This is a genomic window from Mycolicibacterium sp. XJ879 (genome assembly GCF_053483935.1).
Genome location: NZ_JBEFTH010000011.1, coordinates 122,044 through 139,332 on the forward strand (window position 1 = coordinate 122,044; position 17,289 = coordinate 139,332).

Here is a 17,289-nt window from a genome sequence, read left to right on the forward strand (position 1 = left end):
TCCGTGGTGTCGGGGCGCGCACCCTACTTTCGAAAGCCCTTCCCGTTTATGACAACAACCCCCGAGACATCCCGCGGGCTGCGAGCCCTGCTCATGCGCCTGCACTTCTATGCGGGCGTATTCGTCGGTCCGTTTCTTTTGATCGCCGCCGTCACCGGCCTGCTCTACGCGGTCATCCCGCAGATCGACAACGCGGTGTACCGCCACGAGCTGACCGTTGACCGTGTCGGCGAGCAGCGTCTCGCGGTGGCCGACCAGATCGCTGCCGTGCGCACATCCCATCCCGCCGGAACCGTCGAGAGCATTCGGCCGCCCACCGACGCCGACGAGACCACCCAGGTCAGGCTGCTGGTCGATGACGTGCCTGCCGACTATGCCCGCACCGTGTTCGTCGACCCCTACACCGGGGACGTGCGCGGCGCGCTGACCACCTACGGGCAGTGGATGCCGCTGCGGGCGTGGTTCGACGAGCTGCACCGCACACTGCACCTTGACGCGACCGGACGAAATTACAGCGAGCTCGCCGCGAGCTGGCTGTGGGTGATTTCGCTTGCCGGGCTGATGCTTTGGTATCTGCACCGCCGGGACAGCCGCAAGCTGCGCCGGCTGGCGCTGCCCGACCGCACCAAGAAAGGCCGTCGCCGAGCACTGTCCTGGCACGGTGCGGTTGGAGTGTGGATCCTCGTTGCGCTGCTGGGGCTCTCGGTCACCGGCATCACATGGTCGCGCTACGGCGGCAATTCCGTGGACCTGATCCAGCAGAAGCTGAACACCACCGCGCCCGCCGTGGACACCACGCTGGGGCAGCACAACGTTGCGGGTACACACCATCACGCAGGCCACCCCGGTGGTAGCGACCCGTTGCTGTACGGGGTCGACACCGCGCTGCGCACCGCCGAGCACGCGGGGTTGGAAGGGCCGATGTGGTTGTATCCGCCGGCCGAAGCGGGGCGGAGCTGGCGCGTCGAGGAGAACAAGCGCGACTGGCCCACCCGACGTGACGCTATCGCGGTCGACCCGGACAGCGGTGCCGTCACCGACCGGGTCAACTTCGCGGACTGGCCGTTCTTGGCCAAGCTCACCCGCTGGGCCATCGACACGCACATGGGCATCCTGTTCGGGTGGCCCAACCAGATCCTGCTGGCGCTCACCGCGATCGGGCTCATCACCATCATCGTCCGCGGCTACCAGATGTGGTGGCAACGCCGTCCGACCCGCGGGTCGTCGTGGGCAGTCGGGCGTCCGCCGCTGCGCGGAGTCCTCAGTACCCTGCCGCCGACGGCAATAGTCGCGGTGATCGTCGTGGCTGGTGTAGTCGGCTGGTTGCTGCCGCTGTTCGGCTTGAGCCTGGTGGCTTTCGTGGTCGTCGATCAAATCATCGGCGTGGTCAAACAGCGGCGAACCGCCGCGGACAACAACAAAGAAGGCAAGGAGAAGGAGTACTCGGATGCGTAGCGCACGTATCGCGGCGCTGGGCGCCGTCGCATTGTTGGTCTCGAGTTGCACCTCGCAGCCACACGACGAGCCGCCGATGGCGGAGGCGGTCACCATCACCGACCAATGGGCGAGCGCGGCCGACGCGGGGATGGCGGCGGTCTTCGGCACGTTCACCAACACCGGCCATCACGATGCGCACATCGTCTCCGGCGATTCACCCGCGGCCGACCGGGTCGAGCTGCACGAGGTGACGGCCGACGCCACCGGTGCGAAAACGATGCGCGAGAAGGACGGCGGGTTCGTCGTTCCCGCGGGCGGCACCCGCGACCTGGTGCCCGGCGGCGATCACCTGATGCTGATGGATCTGCGCGAGCCGTTGCATCCGGGCGCCGACGTCGAGGTGACCGTGGTGTTCGAGGACGGTTCGACGTTGCCCGTCACCGCACAAATCCGCGATTTCGCAGGCGCTGACGAGGACTACGACGCGCCCGCGCACGACCATGGTTGAGCAGGCCCCGCGCGGTCGTTTCACGGTCAACCGGCGGCGCCTTCTGACCGGAAGTGCCGCCGCGTTGGCCGCCAGCGCCGCGCTGACCCAGTGTGCAAGAGGCCAACCAGCCACGGACCAACATGGGTTCGGGACCGAGGTCGAACCGTTCCACGGCATACACCAAGGCGGAATCGCCACACCGCCGCAGGCACATGCGCTGTTCATCGCGCTCGATCTGAAACCCCAGGCCCGGCGCACGCCGCGTGACACCTTGGCGGCGGTACTGCGACTGTGGACCGCCGACGCCGCCAGGCTCACTCACGGCCAGCCGGCGCTCGCCGATACCGAGCCCGAACTCGCCCACCGGCCGGCACGCCTCACCGTCACCGTCGGGGTGGGTCCTGCGCTGTTCGACCGCGTCGGGCTGGCCCATCTACAACCTCCAACGGCCACCGAGCTACCGGTGTTCCGCACCGATCAGCTCGAATCCCGTTGCAGTGGAGGCGATCTGCTGCTGCAGATCTGCGCCGACGACCCCGTCGCCGTTGCGCACGCCAGCCGCGTCCTGCTGAAGAACGTGCGCACCATGACGACCCAGCGTTGGCGCCAGAGCGGTTTCCGCGACGCTCGCGGCTCGGATGCGTCGGGCGCGACGATGCGCAATCTGATGGGACAGATCGACGGCACGGTGAACCTGGCCGATCCGGCGGCATTCGACCGCCAGGTGTGGGACTCCGGCGATGCGCAGCCGTGGTTTGCCGGCGGCACGATTCTCGTGCTGCGACGGATCCGCGCCGAGATGGACACCTGGGATCAGATCGACCGGGAGAGCAAAGAACTCGCGGTCGGTCGGCGGCTCGACAGCGGCGCGCCGCTGACCGGGCGCCAGGAGTTCGACGAACCCGACTTCGCCGCGAGCGTCAACGGGATTCCGGTGATACCACCCAACTCGCACATCGCGTTGGCCAGGCACCGCACCGAGGACGAGCAGTTCCTGCGTCGGCCCTACAACTATGACGACCCGCCGCCGGACGGCCAGACCAGCGACAGCGGCCTGATCTTCGCCACCTACCAACGTGACCCCGCCAAGCAGTTCGTGCCCGTGCAGCAGCGGCTGGCCGACGCCGACGCGCTCAACGAGTGGATCACCACGATCGGGTCCGCGGTGTTCGCGATCCTGCCGGGCGTCGACGATGGTGAGTATCTCGGCCAGCGGCTGCTGGCGGCGTAACAGCGGCTGCGGTAAACCTCAGTACGACTGGCAGTTGGCGTAGCGCTGCCGGCGGAAGTGGCGGCCCTTGCCGCGGTTGCGGCTCTTGTATGTCGGTAGCTGAGTATCGCAGTTCGGGCAGCCCAGCGGCAGGTTCTCGCGTCGGTTATTGGTCGGGCCGCCGTCGACGTGGGCCAACACCAGCGCGAGCGGCATACCCAGCCAGGTGCCGGCGCCGCCGCAAGTCGCGCAGCAACCCTGAGCGTTCACGCTCGGATGTAATGAGTTTGGTGGCTGTCGAATCCAGTGCTTCGTACTAGCGTGGCGCCGGAACGATGCCTGACATGCATTGCTGCAGTAAACTTTCTGGCTGCGTTTCGACAACGGCGAACCGCAACCGCGACACTGTCTATGCTGCAAAGCTACGGCCGGGTACAACGCAAACGTCGTGACCCGTATGGAGCCTCCTGTCGGAATCGAACCGACGGCCTACACATTACAAGTGTGTCGCTCTGCCAACTGAGCTAAGGAGGCCTGCAAGGTCCGAGCTTATCGGGTCACTCCTCGGCCTCGATGATGCGCTGTGACGTCACGGTACGCGACGTCGTACGGGCCCGCGGCCGCCGGCCCGGGATCGGGATCCGGTCGGCGATGTTGCTCAGCGGATTGACCACCTGCGCCAGCGTGACGACGGCCTCGTGCAGCGCGTCGATCGTCGGCGCCAACGCCTCCAGCCCGGGCGCCAACCGGTTCAGGGTGTCGGCGACGTCGGCCAGCTTCAGCAGCGGCCCGTCGGGATCGGTCAACGTGTCGAGCAGCCCGTCCTCGGCGAGCAGCCGGTCGGCCACCCCGTCCTCGCGCAGCACCCGCTCGATCAGGCCGTCGTTGGCCAGCAGTTGATCCGCCAGCCCGCCCGGCGCGATGACCCGAGAAAATGCGCCGTCGTCGGCGGTCATCCGGTCGATCAAGCCGTCTTCGGAGGCGATCTGGTCCACCAGCCCACCGGGAGCCAGAGCTCGGGACATCGGACCGTTCTCCGCGGTCAGCCGGTCCAGCAAGCCGCCCTCCTCGGTGAGCTGATCGACCAGCCCGCCGGGCTGCAGCAGCCGGTCGATCGGACCATTGGGCCGCAGCGCCCGCCCCAGCGGTGCGTCGTCGTCCATCAGCCTGGCCAGTCGGTTCGCGCGCTCTACCGCGTCATCGATACCCAACATGTGCGCCACCGAGGCGTTGCGCGTCGCCGTATTCGGTTCACCAAGTGACCGCTGCGCAATGCCGAGCGCGCCGCTGGCCATGGAAATGCCGGCGTCGGCCATCGCGAGCCCGACTCGTACCGGGGCTGTCGCCAGGTCCGTCACGGCTTTGCCGAGGTTCATCGCCCCAGTCTAGAGACTGCGAGTTGTGTGCGTTTTGTTGCGCTGAGCGCGCTCAAGCGCACACAAATCGCCGATCAGGAGGATAATTCGGCCAGCGCTGCCTTGATCTTGGCCTGTGCCTCGTCGAGTGACTCCGCTGAGGGGTTGCGGTCGACGTGCGCGAACCCGAAATCGGTCAGGTTGTAGGCCGGAAATACGTGCACGTGCAGATGCGGTACTTCGAGCCCGGCGATGATCACACCGGCCCGGTCGGCACCGAAGGCCCTACACACCGCCTTGCCGATCAGCTGCGAAACCTCCATGACCCGGCCGAAAACCGCGGGTTCGATCTCCTGCCAATGGTCGATCTCCGCTCGCGGCACCACCAACGTGTGGCCCTGCGTCATCGGTTCGATCGTCAGAAACGCGACGATCTCGTCGTCTTCGTACACGAACCTGCCGGGCAGTTCCCCGTTGATGATCTTGCTGAAGACTGTTGCCATCCTTCGAGCATAGTGAGCGCAGCGATGTCAGCCTGGCCTCAGCCTGCGTGGACGGCTGCGTGGATCTCGGCAACCGTCCACGGCGGCGAGTCGTTGTGATCGCGGAACGCGAGGACCGTTGGCGTCGGCCGGTCGAAGCGGCCGACGAAACCGCCCGCGGCGATGAAGACCTGACCAGTCACGTCCTTCGCCAAGTCGCTGGCCAGATAGGCGTAGGTCGGGGCGACGTACGCTGGCGGCGCCGCGTCGAGGGCGCCCTGCATGCTCACGTCGTCCAGCAACCCACGCCGATTCAACTCCGCGATGTGGGCCTCGTACTCCCGGCCGGTCGACAACCTGGTCTTGGCGCCGGGGCATATGACGTTCGCGCGGACGCCGTGCTCCTTCAGTTCGGCCGCGATCGCCATCGTCAACGCGTTGACGCCGCCCTTGCCCGCCGGATAGCCGGTCCCGCCGTAGTCGCCGAGGAAGGCGAACGAACTGGTGTTGACGATCGCGCCGCCGCCCTGGGCCACCATCTGCGGTGCCGCGGCGCGGCACGTCTCGAATACCGTGCCGAGATGCGCGTCGACCAGATCGCGAAACTGCGCGCTGCTGACCGTCAGTATTGACGAGCCGGGCGGCTCCGCGATGCCCGCACAGTTGACGAGGATGTCGATGCGGCCGAACTCGCCAATGCACTTATCGATCAACGCGTCGGCAAGCTCCGGTTCGGCGGGAGAGCCTGCGAGGCCCACTGCATTCGGGATGCGTTGGGTCGCTTCGGATACCGCGTCGGCATCGCGTCCGTTGACCACCACGCCTGCACCCTGTTGGGCGAGCAGTTCAGCCACCGCGAGCCCAACGCCGCGCGAGCCGCCGACGACCACAGCGCCGCGGTCGGCCAACGGTGGGTTAATTGCTTTCGCCCGCCTGACCGAACTGCATCGCGTCCATGTTCCAGTAGCCGCGCAGGTTGGTCAGCAGACCGGCGTCGTTGACCTGGTAGGTGAATACGCCGCGCACCGTGCTGGTCATACCGTTCTCGAACTTGCTGCGCAGCACCAGGATATGGGCGATCTCGGTTGGTGAGCTCGACGGGAACGTTTCCTCACAGGTGATGCGGAGATCGTTGGTGGCGATGTTGGCGTCGAAGAACGCCGCGACCGCCTCCTTACCGCGCACGCCGTTGCCGTCGGGGTTGGTGATGGCCGGCCCGATCGGGTCCTCGATGACGACGTCGTCAGCCATCAGGGCCAGCCAGCCCTCTTTGTCGTGAGCATGAACGCAGCGCCACGAGCCCTGCGATGCGGCCAAAGCCGGTGTCTGCGCGACGGTTTCGGTCATGCCGGTCACCTGTCGTCGTCGGTGTAGCGGATGATGCCGCGGATGTTGCGGCCCTCCAACATGTCCTGGTAGCCCTCGTTGATCTGCTCCAGCTTGTACTGGCGGGTGATCATGTCGTCGAGGTTGAGCTTGCCTGCCTTGTACATCGACAGCAGCTGCGGAATGTCGTAGTGCGGGTTGCCGCCGCCGAAGATGGTGCCCTGCAGGTTCTTCTGCATCAGCGTGAGCATCGCCAGGTTGAGCGTGACCTGGGTGTCCAGCAGGCTGCCGATGGCGGTGGCCACACACGTGCCGCCCTTGGCGGTGATGTTCATGTAGTTCTCGATGTCGGCGCCGTGCAACTCGCCGACCGTCACGATCACCTTGTGCGCCATGAGACCGAGGGTCACCTCGGCGATGCCGGCCATCGCGGTCTCGAGATCCGGATACACGTGCGTCGCACCGAACTTCAGTGCGGCGTCGCGCTTCCACTCGACCGGCTCGATCACGAAGATGTGCCGGGCGCCCGCGGCGACCGCGCCCTGTAGCGCCGACATGCCCACCCCGCCGACACCGACGACCGCGACGTCCTGACCGGGCCGGATGTCGGCAGTGCGGGTGGCCGAGCCGTACCCGGTGGTGACGCCGCAACCGACAAGGCACGCCACCTCGAAGGGGATCGACGGGTCGATCTTCACGACCGAGGACTTGTGCACGACCATGTACGGGGAGAAGGTGCCCAGCAGGGTCATCGGGAAGACGTTCTGGCCCTTGGCCGTGATCCGGAACGTGTTGTCGGACACCGCCGCGCCGTTGAGCAGGCCCGCACCGAGGTCGCACAGGTTGCGCATGCCGGCCTGACACGACGGACAGCTGCCACAGGACGGGATGAACGACAGCACCACGTGATCGCCGGGGGCGAGGTCGTCGACGCCCGGTCCGACCTCGGTGACGATGCCGGCACCCTCGTGGCCGCCGAGCACGGGGAAACCGCCCATCGGGATACCGCCGGTGACCAGGTGGTGGTCGGAGTGGCACATCCCGGACGCTTCCATCTGGATCTTGACTTCATCCTTGACGGGGTCGCCGATCTCGATCTCCTCGATCGACCACGGCTGGTTGAACTCCCAGATGAGCGCGCCTTTTGTCTTCATTCCTACGTGCCTTCCATTTCAGCGTGTGACCACAGACTAGAGCTAATAGTTAGATGCGTCACAGGCACCCCCAATCAACTGCTTGGCCGGGTTCACCAGAGCGGCACGGGCGCCTGTCCCACCGGGTAGTAGCCCGGCAATTTCTCCCCGGCCAGCGCCCGCTCGATGCGCTTCTGCATACCGGCGGACAGGTCGCCGGACTCGATCAGCTTCGCGTACCCCTTGGCGACGTGGCCGAAGTCGAAGAAGTCGCGCTGCCACTCGATCTTGAGGTTGGCGTCCAGCCGGAACCAGCTGCCGCCGATGCCGTAGATCTCACTCTTGGTGCCGTCGGACTTGTGCGCGATCTGCTTCCAGAAGCCGACGACCTCACCGAGCTTGTCGTCGATCAGCACCCGCTGGTACTCGTAGACCCAGTTCTCCAGGCCTTCCATCTCCAGGCCCAGCGCGACGTCACGGATTTCGTCGCGGCCAACGCACATTACGTCCTCTTTGGGCCCGATGTTCCAGCCGTAGGTGGCGTCCTCGGTGAAGAAGTCGGCCAACCCCTTCCAGTCACCTTTGCGTTCGGCCTCGCGATTGGCTTCCAGCCACCGCTCGACCCATTCTTCGAGCTGCTCACGCGGCAATGACGGCATTGTCAGTCTCCTGTTTCTTTGATGGACAGAGCTTGAGTGGGACACTGCATGACGGCTTCTTCGACCTGGGCTCGGGCCTCGTCGGGCGGCTCGGTGTCGAGGATTTCGACCTTGCCGCGTTTGGGCACCGCGAACACGTCGGGTGCCTCCAGTTCGCACATGGCGTGGCCCTGGCACAGGTCCAGATCCACTTCGACTCGGTAACCCATCGGCTCCTCCTACGACCGACGCTTGCGGTAGCGGGCCTTGGCAGGGCGCTGCAACTGCACGACCATCTTGGAGTGGTCGTTGCGGTATGTGTCGGCGGGCTGGGCCATCTCGAACTCGTACTCGCGCAGCAGAACCGAGAAGATTGCCTTGATCTGCATCTGGGCGAATGCCGCGCCGACGCAGCGGTGTCTGCCCGCGCCGAACGGAATCCACGTCCAGCGGTTGACGATGTCGGCCTGCTCGGGCTTGTTGTAACGCTCCGGCTTGAACGCGTCCGGTTCGGGGAAGTCCTCGGGGATCCGGTTGCTGATGGCAGGTGACGCGGCGACAAAGTCACCTTTGTGGATCGGAAAGCCGGCCACTTCGAACTCGCCCTGGGCCACCCGCATCAGGATGATCAGCGGCGGGTGTAGCCGCAGTGTCTCCTTGACAACGTTGTCCAGCAGCGGGATCTGGCGCAGCGCGTGGAAACTCACCTCTTGCCCGTCGGCGTAGAGCTCGTCGAGCTCCTGGGTGACTTCCCGGTAGACCTCGGGATGGCGGATCATCTCGATCAGCGTCCAGGCCGACGTGCCCGAGCTGGTGTGGTGCCCGGCGAACATCAGCGAGATGAACATCCCGGTGACCTCGTCTGCGGAGAACCGGGGATTGCCGTCTTCATCCTTGATCGACACCAGCACGTCGAGCATGTCGCGGTCGGCCTTGTCCTTGGGCGGGTTGGCCAGCCGCTGGTCCATGATCTCCTGCACCAGCCCAACCAGTTTCACCCGTGCCGCATCGCGGCGCTGGAAGCTCTCGATCGGCAGGTAGGGGTCGACGTAGCACAGCGGGTCGGTGCCGCGCTCGAGGTCGTGGTAGTACTCGGCGAACCGGTGGTCGAGTTGGTTGCGGAACTTCAACCCGATCAGGCATGCGGTGGAGGTGTAGATGGTCAGCTCGGCGAAGAAGTCCAGCAGCTCGATCTCGCCTTCATCGCCCCAGTCGGCGATCATCTTGCGCACTTCGCCTTCGATGGTGACCGCGTGGCCTTTCATGTGTTCGCCACGTAGCGCCGAGTTGTGCAGCATCTCCTTGCGCCGCTCGGGGCTGGCGTCGAACACCACGCCTTTGCCGAAGATCGGTGTCATGAACGGGTACGCCTCGGCCTGATCGAGATCCTCGTCGGCAGAACGGAAAAAGAACTCGTTGGCCTCCGCCCCGGACAGCAGGATGACGTGCTTGTCGACGAGCTGGAACCAGCCCACATCCCCACATTCCTGCCGCGTTCTCCTCATCAACCCGATCGGGTCGGTGCGGAACTCCTCAAGGTGTCCGTGTTCTTCCTCGCCGCCGGAAACCCGGGGCACGATCGCGGTCGTCGCGGCACTTGATTCAGCCATGTCCTGGCATCCCCTCTTCGCCCAGTGCGAGCTTCTGACGGTCGGTGTTGTCGGCCAACGGGGCTTCGGGCTGAAGCTCCATGTTCGCGATGAACCCGCCGCGCGGTGTCTCGGCCACGAACGTGATGGCGCGGGCCAGATCCGACGCCCGCAGGAAGTAATCGTGCCGGGCCTGTCCCCACTTCGCCCAGTCCTCAAGGGCTGGACCGATTTTCTCGGCAGGCAGGCTCCATCCCATGCTTGTCTTGGTTGGCCCGGGATGCACCAGCGACGCGCGTACGCCGGTGCCCTCCAGTTCCATCTGCAGGTTGTTGACCATGGCCACCAGGCCTGCCTTAGCGGCGCCGTAGGCGCCCATATGTGGGCGCTGGCGCAGCGCGACATCGGAGCCGACGAAGATCACATCGCCTCGCTGGCGTTCGATCATCCCCGGCAGCACCGCGGTGGCCAATCGGTTGGCGCCGACCAGATGGATCTGCAGCTGCGATTCGAACTCGTCGGTGCTGATCTCATAGAGCTTGCCGAAGTAGGTGTCACCCGCGCCGGCGACCAGCACCTCGATCTCCCCGAGTGCCTCAACCGACTGGGCGACAAACGATTTGACCGAGTCGGGATCAGTGACGTCGAGGTAAAACCCGACGGCCTCGCCGCCGTCGGACCGAATCTTGCCGACCAGCTCGTCGAGCTTCTCGACGCGCCGTGCCCCGACGGCGACGGGAAATCCGCGCGCCGCCAGATGCAGTGCGGTGGCTTCGCCGATTCCCGACGACGCGCCCGCCACGATGGCGGGTCGACGGTCCGGAAGTGGATCAAAGCGTGGCATCAGGCAACCTCAACAGTGATGGGTAGGTGGGCGAATCCGCGGACGTTGCTCGAGTGGACGCGGACGGCGTTGGCTTCGTCGACCTCGTATCCCCGGATTCGTTTGAACAGTTCGGTCAACGCGACCCGCGCCTCCATCCGGGCCAGATGCGCACCGAGGCAAAAGTGCGCACCGCTGCCGAAACTGAGGAGCTTCGCCCCGATTTCGCGGCCGATCACGTACTCGTCGGGTTCGTCGAACACCCGCTCGTCGCGATGCCCCGAACCCGGCAACAGCAACACGACGTCGCCGTCGGGAATCTTGGTGCCGTACAGGGTGAGGTCGCCGACCACCGTCCGCGCCAGGATCTGGCTGGAAGTGTCGTAGCGCAACGTCTCCTCCACCCACAGCGGTACGCGGTCCAGGTCGGCATACACCGGAACGAGCTGGTCGGGGTTTCTGTGGCCCCAATACGCCGCGTTGGCAAGCAGTTTCGTGGTGGTCTCGTTGCCGGCGATGACCATCAGGAACATGAACCCGAGCACTTCGTCGTCGGTGAGCCGGTCACCGTCGATCTCGGCCTCCAGAAGCGCGGTGGTCAGGTCGTCGGTGGGTTTCTTGCGGCGCCCGGCCACCATCTCCTGGTAGTAGACGATGAGGTTGATCGAGGCCTCGACGGCGGCCGGCGGCACGTCGGTGACGCCTTCATCGCGGTGCATGACGCCGTCGGCCCACGCGCGCACCTGATCTCGGTCGGGTTCCGGCACGCCCATCAACTCGGAGATGACGTCCATCGGCAGCTTGCCCGCGAATTCGTTGACGTAGTCAACCGTTCCGGCATCGGCCTTCTCCAGCATGACGTCGAGATGCCGTACCGCGATCTCGGTGACCCGAGGTTCCAGTTCGCGGATTCGACGCGGGGTGAAGCCTTTGGAGACCAGCGTGCGCAGCCGCAGGTGTGCGGGGTCGTCCATGGCCAGAAACGACATCGTCTTCGACGCATGTGGGCCGCGCGACGCCGGATCCAGTGACACGCCGTACTTGTTCGACAGCGTCGTGCTGTTGCGGAAACCCTGCAGCACATCGCTGTGCCGCGACAGCGCCCAGAACCCCAACTCGTCGTTGCGGTACAGCGGCGCCTCGTCACGCAGCCGCTTGTAGTAGGGGTACGGGTCTTCGTGGAAGTCGTAGTTGTACGGGTCCAGCACCAGGTCACTGGTCGGGACGGTCACTGTTCTGCTCCGAGCTTCATCTATGGATCCTCTCCGAGGATCAGGCCGACCACGTAGCTGAGGCGGTCGGCGATCTGGCGATAGGTGAAGGCGCCGCTGCCCGCGTTGACCAGCGCGCCGAAGAACGTCATCTCCAACGCCGACAACATGCGCGGATCCGCGTCGGGGCCCATGGCTGCGCGGATGCGGCGGTGGATCTCCGCGCCGATGCGATCACGCACGCTGCGCACCGCGGCGTCATTTCCGCTCAACAGCGCCGTCGTGCATGCGGCCGCGAACTCGGGTTCGTCGGCGATCATCAGCGCCATGCTGCGCAGCGTCTTCTCGACCCGGACCAGCCGGCTCTCGTTGACGTCGGTGAAGTACGGCACCTGACGCATCAGATCCAGGTAGACCTCCGCGATCAGGTGGTTCTTGGAGGAGAAGTAGGTGTAGGCCGTTGCGGGTGCGACCTTGGCGCGCGCCGCGACCGCGCGGACGGTCAGATCGGCGTACGAGGATTCGCGCAGCATCTCCATCCCGGCGGCGAGCACCTTGCGGAAGGTCTCCTCCTGGCGCCGGTTGCGCGGGGTTTCACCGGACGCCTCGGTGGGCGGGCTGGTGATCGCAACCGCCGGATCGCTGGACACGTGTCCAAGGTATCCGATGAACACATTCATCGGCAAGCGTGCAGGTAGGAGAAGTCGCCCTTGCCAGGCGCGATGATCTGCGACTATGGTTCGACTGATACATTTCGGACAGTTGTCCAGTAGCGTTCGATCGGAGGCCGATGGCACTGCTAGCCAATCGCGAGAGTCGACTGTTCATCGACGGCAAGCTCGTCGCGGGAAGTGTGGGGACGTTCCCGACGATCAACCCGGCCACCGAGGAGGTGCTCGGCGTCGCGGCCGACGCGAACGCTGACGACATGGGTCGCGCGATCGAGGCGGCGCGTCGCGCCTTCGACGACACCGACTGGTCGACGAACTCCGGGCTGCGGGTGCGCTGCGTGCGCCAGTTGCAGGAGGCGATGACCAGGCACGTCGAAGAACTGCGCGAGATCACCATTGCCGAGGTCGGCGCGCCGCGCATGCTGACCTCCGCCGCGCAGCTCGAAGGACCCGTCGCCGACCTGAGCTTCTGCGCCGACACCGCCGAAAACTACCAGTGGACAACCGATCTCGGTGTCGCCTCGCCGATGGGCATCAAGACACACCGGACGATCGCCCGCGAGCCAGTCGGGGTAGTGGGTGCTATTACGCCGTGGAACTTCCCGCATCAGATCAACCTCGCCAAGCTCGGGCCCGCCTTGGCGGCCGGTAACACCGTGGTACTCAAACCCGCCCCGGACACCCCGTGGTGCGCAGCCGTGCTCGGGGAGCTGATCGCCGAGCACACCGACATCCCGGCGGGCGTGGTGAACATCGTCACCGCCAGCGACCACAGCGTCGGCGCGCTGCTCTCCAAAGACCCACGGGTGGACATGGTTTCGTTCACCGGGTCGACGGCGACCGGCCGCAACGTGATGGCCGACGGCTCGGCCACCGTCAAGAAGGTGTTCCTCGAACTCGGTGGCAAGTCGGCGTTCGTGGTGCTCGACGACGCCGATCTGGCGGGTGCCTGCTCGATGTCGGCGTTCACCGCGTCGATGCACGCCGGCCAGGGCTGCGCAATCACCACCCGACTGCTGGTGCCGAGGGCCCGCTACGACGAGGCCGTCGACGCCGCCGCGGCGACCATGGCCGGATTGGTCCCGGGTGATCCCGACGACGCCGGAACCATTTGCGGCCCGCTGATTTCGGCGCGCCAGCGCGACCGCGTGCAGGGCTATCTCGATTCGGCCGTCGAGGAGGGCGGCCGCTTCGCCGCCGGCGGTGGTCGACCCGCCGGCCGCGACAGGGGGTTCTTCATCGAGCCCACCGTGATCGCCGGGTTGGACAACAACGCCAAGGTGGCGCGCGAGGAGATCTTCGGCCCGGTGCTCACCGTGATCGCCCACGACGGCGACGACGACGCCGTCCGCATCGCCAACGACTCGCCCTACGGTCTGTCCGGCACCGTGTTCTCCCCGGACGTCGAGCGCGCCAACCGCGTTGCAGCACGGATGCGCGTCGGTACGGTCAACGTCAACGGCGGCGTCTGGTATTCGGCCGATATGCCGTTCGGCGGATACAAGCAATCCGGGATCGGCCGGGAAATGGGGCTGGCCGGCTTCGAGGAGTACCTGGAAATCAAGGCGATCGCGACAGCGGTCTGACTTTTCACCCGCCGAACGTGGATTACCCGCACGCGAAAGAGCGCGAGAACGTGCATCAAGCCCACACTCGGCAGTGAGGAAGGAACACGATGGGGCAGTTCGACGACAAGGTGGCGATCGTCACCGGATCCGGTGGCGGGATCGGCCAGGCCTACGCCGAGGCGCTGGCCCGTGATGGTGCGGCGGTGGTGGTGGCCGACATCAACGCCGAGGCGGCCGAAGCGGTGGCCAAGCAGATCAGCGCCGACGGCGGCACGGCGATCAGCGTGCCCGTCGACGTGTCGGACATCGACTCGGCGAAAGCCATGGCCGACCGTACGCTCGCGGAATTCGGCGGCATCGACTACCTGGTCAACAACGCGGCGATCTTCGGTGGGATGAAGCTGGACCTGCTGCTCACCGTGGACTGGGAGTACTACAAGAAGTTCATGAGCGTGAACCTCGACGGCGCGCTGGTGTGTACCCGCGCGGTGTACAAGAAGATGGCCAAACGCGGTGGGGGAGCGATCGTCAACCAGTCCTCGACCGCGGCATGGATGTACGCGAACTTCTACGGGCTGGCCAAGGTCGGGGTCAACGGGCTCACCCAACAACTGTCCCGCGAACTGGGCGGTATGAACATCCGCATCAACGCGATCGCCCCGGGCCCCATCGACACCGAGGCGAACCGCACCACCACGCCGCAGGAGATGGTCGCCGACATCGTGAAGGGAATCCCGTTGTCGCGCATGGGACAACCCGACGACCTCATCGGCATGTGCCTGTTCCTACTCTCCGATCAGGCCAAGTGGATCACCGGCCAAATCTTCAACGTCGACGGCGGACAGATCATCCGGTCATGAGCGAGCAGGTGAAGCTGGGCTACATCGGGCTGGGAAACATGGGCGCGCCGATGGCCAAGCGGATGGTCAAATGGCCCGGCGGCGTGACGGTGTACGACGTGCGTACCGAGGCGATGACGCCGCTGGCCGAAGTCGGTGCGACGCTTGCCGACAGCGTCGCCGACGTGGCCGGTGCAGACATCATCAGCGTGACGGTGCTCAACGATGAGCAGGTGCGCACCGTCGTCGGCGAGTTGGCGGCACACGCGAAGCCGGGCACCGTCATCGCGATCCACTCGACGATCAGCCCGCAGACCGCCGAGCAGCTCGCAGCGGAGCTGCAGCCCAAAGGTATTCATATCGCCGACGCGCCGGTCAGCGGCGGCGCGGGCGCTGCGGAGAAGGGTCAGCTGGCGACCATGGTGGGCGCCAGCGACGAGGCGTTCGCGTTGGTGAGCGAACCGTTCAAGCAGTGGGCATCGCTGGTGATCCACGCCGGCGCACCCGGTGCGGGCACCCGGATGAAGATCGCCCGCAATATGCTGACCTTCGTCGGCTATGCCGCGGTGTGCGAGGCACAGCAGCTGGCCGAAGCCGCCGGGGTGAACCTGCAGGATTTGGGCAACGTGGTGCGCCACACCGACAAGCTGACCGGTGGGCCGGGCGCGATCATGTTCCGCGACGACACGAAACCGCTTGAAGCCGACCATTTCCTCTACGAACCGTTCCTGCACACCCGCGGGCTGGGGGAGAAGGACCTGACCCTTGCCGTCGCCCTCGGCGAGGACACCGGTGTCGACCTCCCGCTGGCACAGCTCGCGTTGAAGAACCTCGCTGCAGGGTTGGGCGTACCGCACACAAAGGAGTAGCACCGTGGACGAACAGCGCCGCAAAGGCCTCGAGAAGATGAACGAGGTCTACGGCTGGGAGATGCCCAACATCGAAGGCGACCCGTACTTCGATCTCACCGTCGACCATCTCTTCGGCACCATCTGGACGCGTCCCGGCCTGTCGATGCGCGACAAGCGGATCATGACACTGACCGCCGTAACCGCCGTCGGGAGCGCCGAACTCGCCGAGATCCAGGCCAACGCGGCGCTGGCCAACGATGAGATGACCGAGGACGAACTCAAGGAGATGGCGGTCTTCTTGACCCACTACCTCGGGTTCCCGCTGGGCTCGAAGTTGGACGGGGCGGTCAGCAAGGTCATCAAGAACCGCAAGAAGGGCAAAGGCGAGGACAAAAAAGCCAACGTGAACGCGGCAGTGAAGATGCACTCCGGGAAGACGCTCGATGACCAGTAGGTATGCCGGGCTGTCCCGGGAGCAGCTGGCCACCTTGCTCCCGGAGCTGCTGTTGATCGGCCAGATGATCGACCGGTCCGGAATGGCCTGGTGCATCAGTAATTTCGGCCGAGAAGAAATGCTGCAGATCGCGATCGAGGAATGGATGGGCGCCAGCCCCATCTACACCAAGCGGATGCAGGAGGCGCTGCGCTACCAGGGTGACGACGTCATCACGATCTTCAAGGGTCTGCAGCTCGACATCGGCGCACCGCCGCAGTTCATGGATTTCCGCTACACCGTGTACGACCGTTGGCACGGCGAGTTCCAGCTCGACCACTGCGGTGCGCTGCTCGACGTCGAACCGATGGGCGAGGACTATGTGCGCGGCATGTGCCACGACATCGAAGACCCCACATTCGACGCCACCGCGGTCGCGACCAACCGTAAGGCCCAGATCCGTCCGATCCACCGCCCGCCGCGCGAACCCGCCGACCGGCAACCGCATTGTGCGTGGAGCGTGATCATCGACGAGTCCTACCCGCCGGTCGACGATCACCCCGTGCTCGACGTGGTGCGCCGAACGTGTGCGGCCCGAACCGACCTCGATCCGATCGATCCCGACGACGACGGTCAGTCGGACTACTCGGGTCCGTTGGTGACGGATCTGGACTTCTCCGCGTTCTCCCACTCGGCGCTGGTGCGCATGGCCGACGAAATCTGCCTGCAGATGCACCTGCTGAACCTGTCGTTCGTCATCGCCGTCGGCAAGCGCGCCGGTACCGACCAAGCGCTGGCCACCGAGATCTGCACCAAGCAGCTCATCGGCGTCGCCGGGCTGGGCGCCGAGCGTATCCACCAGGCACTGGAACTGCCCGGCGGCATCGAGGGGTCCGTTCGGGTGCTGCAGTTGCACCCGCTGCTGAACCCCGCCGCCTACGTCGACGCCGAGTTCGGGCCCGACGTCGTAGGGGTGCGGCGCTCGCCCGCCCACGAGGACGGCGCCTGGGTGTCGCTGGTGACGCCGGACGAAAAGCGCCCGTTACAGGCCATCGTCGCCGCCGTGGACCGCCACCTCGACGTGGAAATCGGTGGCGATCAGCAGAACTGGACGGCACGCATCGTCGAAACCGACACGGCCGCCAAGGAATTCTCCGAGGTTTCGGTGGCCAAGGTCAGCGGCGGCGCGACTTTTGCGTTCCAGCCGCGCAAGTCGCTGCCGCTCACCGTGCT

Annotated in this window: 19 protein-coding genes, 1 tRNA gene and 1 pseudogene; 8 read left to right on the forward strand and 13 right to left on the reverse strand. The window is 65.8% G+C overall.

Translation table 11 applies throughout. From position 1 onward, the window contains the following. Positions 1-48 precede the first annotated feature (48 nt). From ABQF13_RS21425 to ABQF13_RS21435, 3 genes are read left to right on the forward strand one after another with little or no spacing between them, the layout of a single operon-like run. On the forward strand, positions 49-1,455 hold the full coding sequence (locus ABQF13_RS21425) for a PepSY-associated TM helix domain-containing protein (RefSeq protein WP_448394798.1): 1,407 nt from the start codon (positions 49-51) through the stop codon (positions 1,453-1,455). After that, positions 1,448-1,945 carry a copper chaperone PCu(A)C gene (locus ABQF13_RS21430; RefSeq protein ID WP_448394799.1) on the forward strand — a complete coding sequence of 166 codons (498 nt, stop codon included), beginning with the start codon at positions 1,448-1,450 and terminating at the stop codon, positions 1,943-1,945. The genes ABQF13_RS21425 and ABQF13_RS21430 overlap by 8 nt, the downstream gene beginning before the upstream one ends. Beyond that, entirely contained in the window at positions 1,938-3,158 is a 1,221-nt protein-coding gene (locus ABQF13_RS21435; RefSeq protein ID WP_448394800.1) for a Dyp-type peroxidase, read from the forward strand. The genes ABQF13_RS21430 and ABQF13_RS21435 overlap by 8 nt, the downstream gene beginning before the upstream one ends. 18 nt (positions 3,159-3,176) lie before the next feature. Here ABQF13_RS21435 and ABQF13_RS21440 read toward each other — a convergent pair. The 13 genes and pseudogenes from ABQF13_RS21440 to ABQF13_RS21500 all read right to left on the reverse strand — a co-directional run bounded on the left by ABQF13_RS21440 (position 3,177) and on the right by ABQF13_RS21500 (position 12,344). Then, a pseudogene (locus ABQF13_RS21440) lies at positions 3,177-3,557 on the reverse strand (HNH endonuclease). A gap of 38 nt (positions 3,558-3,595) precedes the next feature. Beyond that, positions 3,596-3,671 (reverse strand) — tRNA-Thr (locus ABQF13_RS21445). A 23-nt stretch (positions 3,672-3,694) separates the two neighbouring features. Continuing rightward, positions 3,695-4,513: a hypothetical protein gene (locus tag ABQF13_RS21450; protein WP_448394801.1), complete on the reverse strand. Its 819-nt coding sequence runs from the start codon at positions 4,511-4,513 to the stop codon at positions 3,695-3,697. Between the two features lie 74 nt (positions 4,514-4,587). Further along, positions 4,588-4,995, reverse strand: coding sequence for an HIT family protein (locus tag ABQF13_RS21455; protein WP_448394802.1), 408 nt, complete (start codon positions 4,993-4,995; stop codon positions 4,588-4,590). A 38-nt stretch (positions 4,996-5,033) separates the two neighbouring features. Next, entirely contained in the window at positions 5,034-5,864 is an 831-nt protein-coding gene (locus ABQF13_RS21460) for an SDR family NAD(P)-dependent oxidoreductase (RefSeq protein ID WP_448394823.1), read from the reverse strand. Between the two features lie 25 nt (positions 5,865-5,889). Continuing rightward, positions 5,890-6,321, reverse strand: a complete 432-nt coding sequence (locus ABQF13_RS21465) for a nuclear transport factor 2 family protein (RefSeq protein WP_448394803.1) — start codon at positions 6,319-6,321, stop codon at positions 5,890-5,892. Positions 6,322-6,326: 5 nt separating this feature from the next. Next, complete coding sequence (locus tag ABQF13_RS21470; RefSeq protein WP_448394804.1) at positions 6,327-7,454, reverse strand: NDMA-dependent alcohol dehydrogenase; 1,128 nt, start codon at positions 7,452-7,454, stop codon at positions 6,327-6,329. Positions 7,455-7,546: 92 nt separating this feature from the next. After that, on the reverse strand, positions 7,547-8,092 hold the full coding sequence (locus ABQF13_RS21475) for a nuclear transport factor 2 family protein (protein ID WP_448394805.1): 546 nt from the start codon (positions 8,090-8,092) through the stop codon (positions 7,547-7,549). 2 nt (positions 8,093-8,094) lie between these two features. After that, a complete protein-coding gene (locus tag ABQF13_RS21480; protein ID WP_448394806.1) occupies positions 8,095-8,301 on the reverse strand; it encodes a ferredoxin Fdx in 207 nt (68 codons plus the stop codon). A 9-nt stretch (positions 8,302-8,310) separates the two neighbouring features. Next, the gene (locus ABQF13_RS21485; protein ID WP_448394807.1) at positions 8,311-9,681 is read right to left on the reverse strand and encodes a lanosterol 14-alpha demethylase; all 1,371 of its coding nucleotides are present in this window, start codon (positions 9,679-9,681) and stop codon (positions 8,311-8,313) included. Beyond that, positions 9,674-10,504, reverse strand: coding sequence for an SDR family oxidoreductase (locus tag ABQF13_RS21490; protein WP_448394808.1), 831 nt, complete (start codon positions 10,502-10,504; stop codon positions 9,674-9,676). Before ABQF13_RS21490 ends, ABQF13_RS21485 begins: the two co-directional genes overlap by 8 nt. Further along, positions 10,504-11,715 carry a cytochrome P450 gene (locus ABQF13_RS21495; RefSeq protein ID WP_448394809.1) on the reverse strand — a complete coding sequence of 404 codons (1,212 nt, stop codon included), beginning with the start codon at positions 11,713-11,715 and terminating at the stop codon, positions 10,504-10,506. The genes ABQF13_RS21490 and ABQF13_RS21495 overlap by 1 nt, the downstream gene beginning before the upstream one ends. Positions 11,716-11,735: 20 nt before the next feature. Beyond that, positions 11,736-12,344 carry a TetR/AcrR family transcriptional regulator gene (locus ABQF13_RS21500; RefSeq protein WP_448394810.1) on the reverse strand — a complete coding sequence of 203 codons (609 nt, stop codon included), beginning with the start codon at positions 12,342-12,344 and terminating at the stop codon, positions 11,736-11,738. A gap of 140 nt (positions 12,345-12,484) precedes the next feature. Here ABQF13_RS21500 and ABQF13_RS21505 point away from each other — a divergent pair, with 140 nt between their 5' ends. The 5 genes from ABQF13_RS21505 to ABQF13_RS21525 all read left to right on the forward strand — a co-directional run. Further along, positions 12,485-13,951, forward strand: a complete 1,467-nt coding sequence (locus ABQF13_RS21505; RefSeq protein WP_448394811.1) for an aldehyde dehydrogenase — start codon at positions 12,485-12,487, stop codon at positions 13,949-13,951. 89 nt (positions 13,952-14,040) lie between these two features. Beyond that, positions 14,041-14,793, forward strand: a complete 753-nt coding sequence (locus ABQF13_RS21510) for an SDR family oxidoreductase (protein ID WP_448394812.1) — start codon at positions 14,041-14,043, stop codon at positions 14,791-14,793. Further along, on the forward strand, positions 14,790-15,641 hold the full coding sequence (locus ABQF13_RS21515) for an NAD(P)-dependent oxidoreductase (RefSeq protein ID WP_448394813.1): 852 nt from the start codon (positions 14,790-14,792) through the stop codon (positions 15,639-15,641). The genes ABQF13_RS21510 and ABQF13_RS21515 overlap by 4 nt, the downstream gene beginning before the upstream one ends. 4 nt (positions 15,642-15,645) lie before the next feature. Beyond that, positions 15,646-16,077, forward strand: coding sequence for a carboxymuconolactone decarboxylase family protein (locus tag ABQF13_RS21520; protein WP_448394814.1), 432 nt, complete (start codon positions 15,646-15,648; stop codon positions 16,075-16,077). After that, on the forward strand, positions 16,067-17,289 hold a 1,223-nt coding region (locus ABQF13_RS21525; protein WP_448394816.1), incomplete at its 3' end, for a hypothetical protein. The genes ABQF13_RS21520 and ABQF13_RS21525, both read left to right, overlap by 11 nt.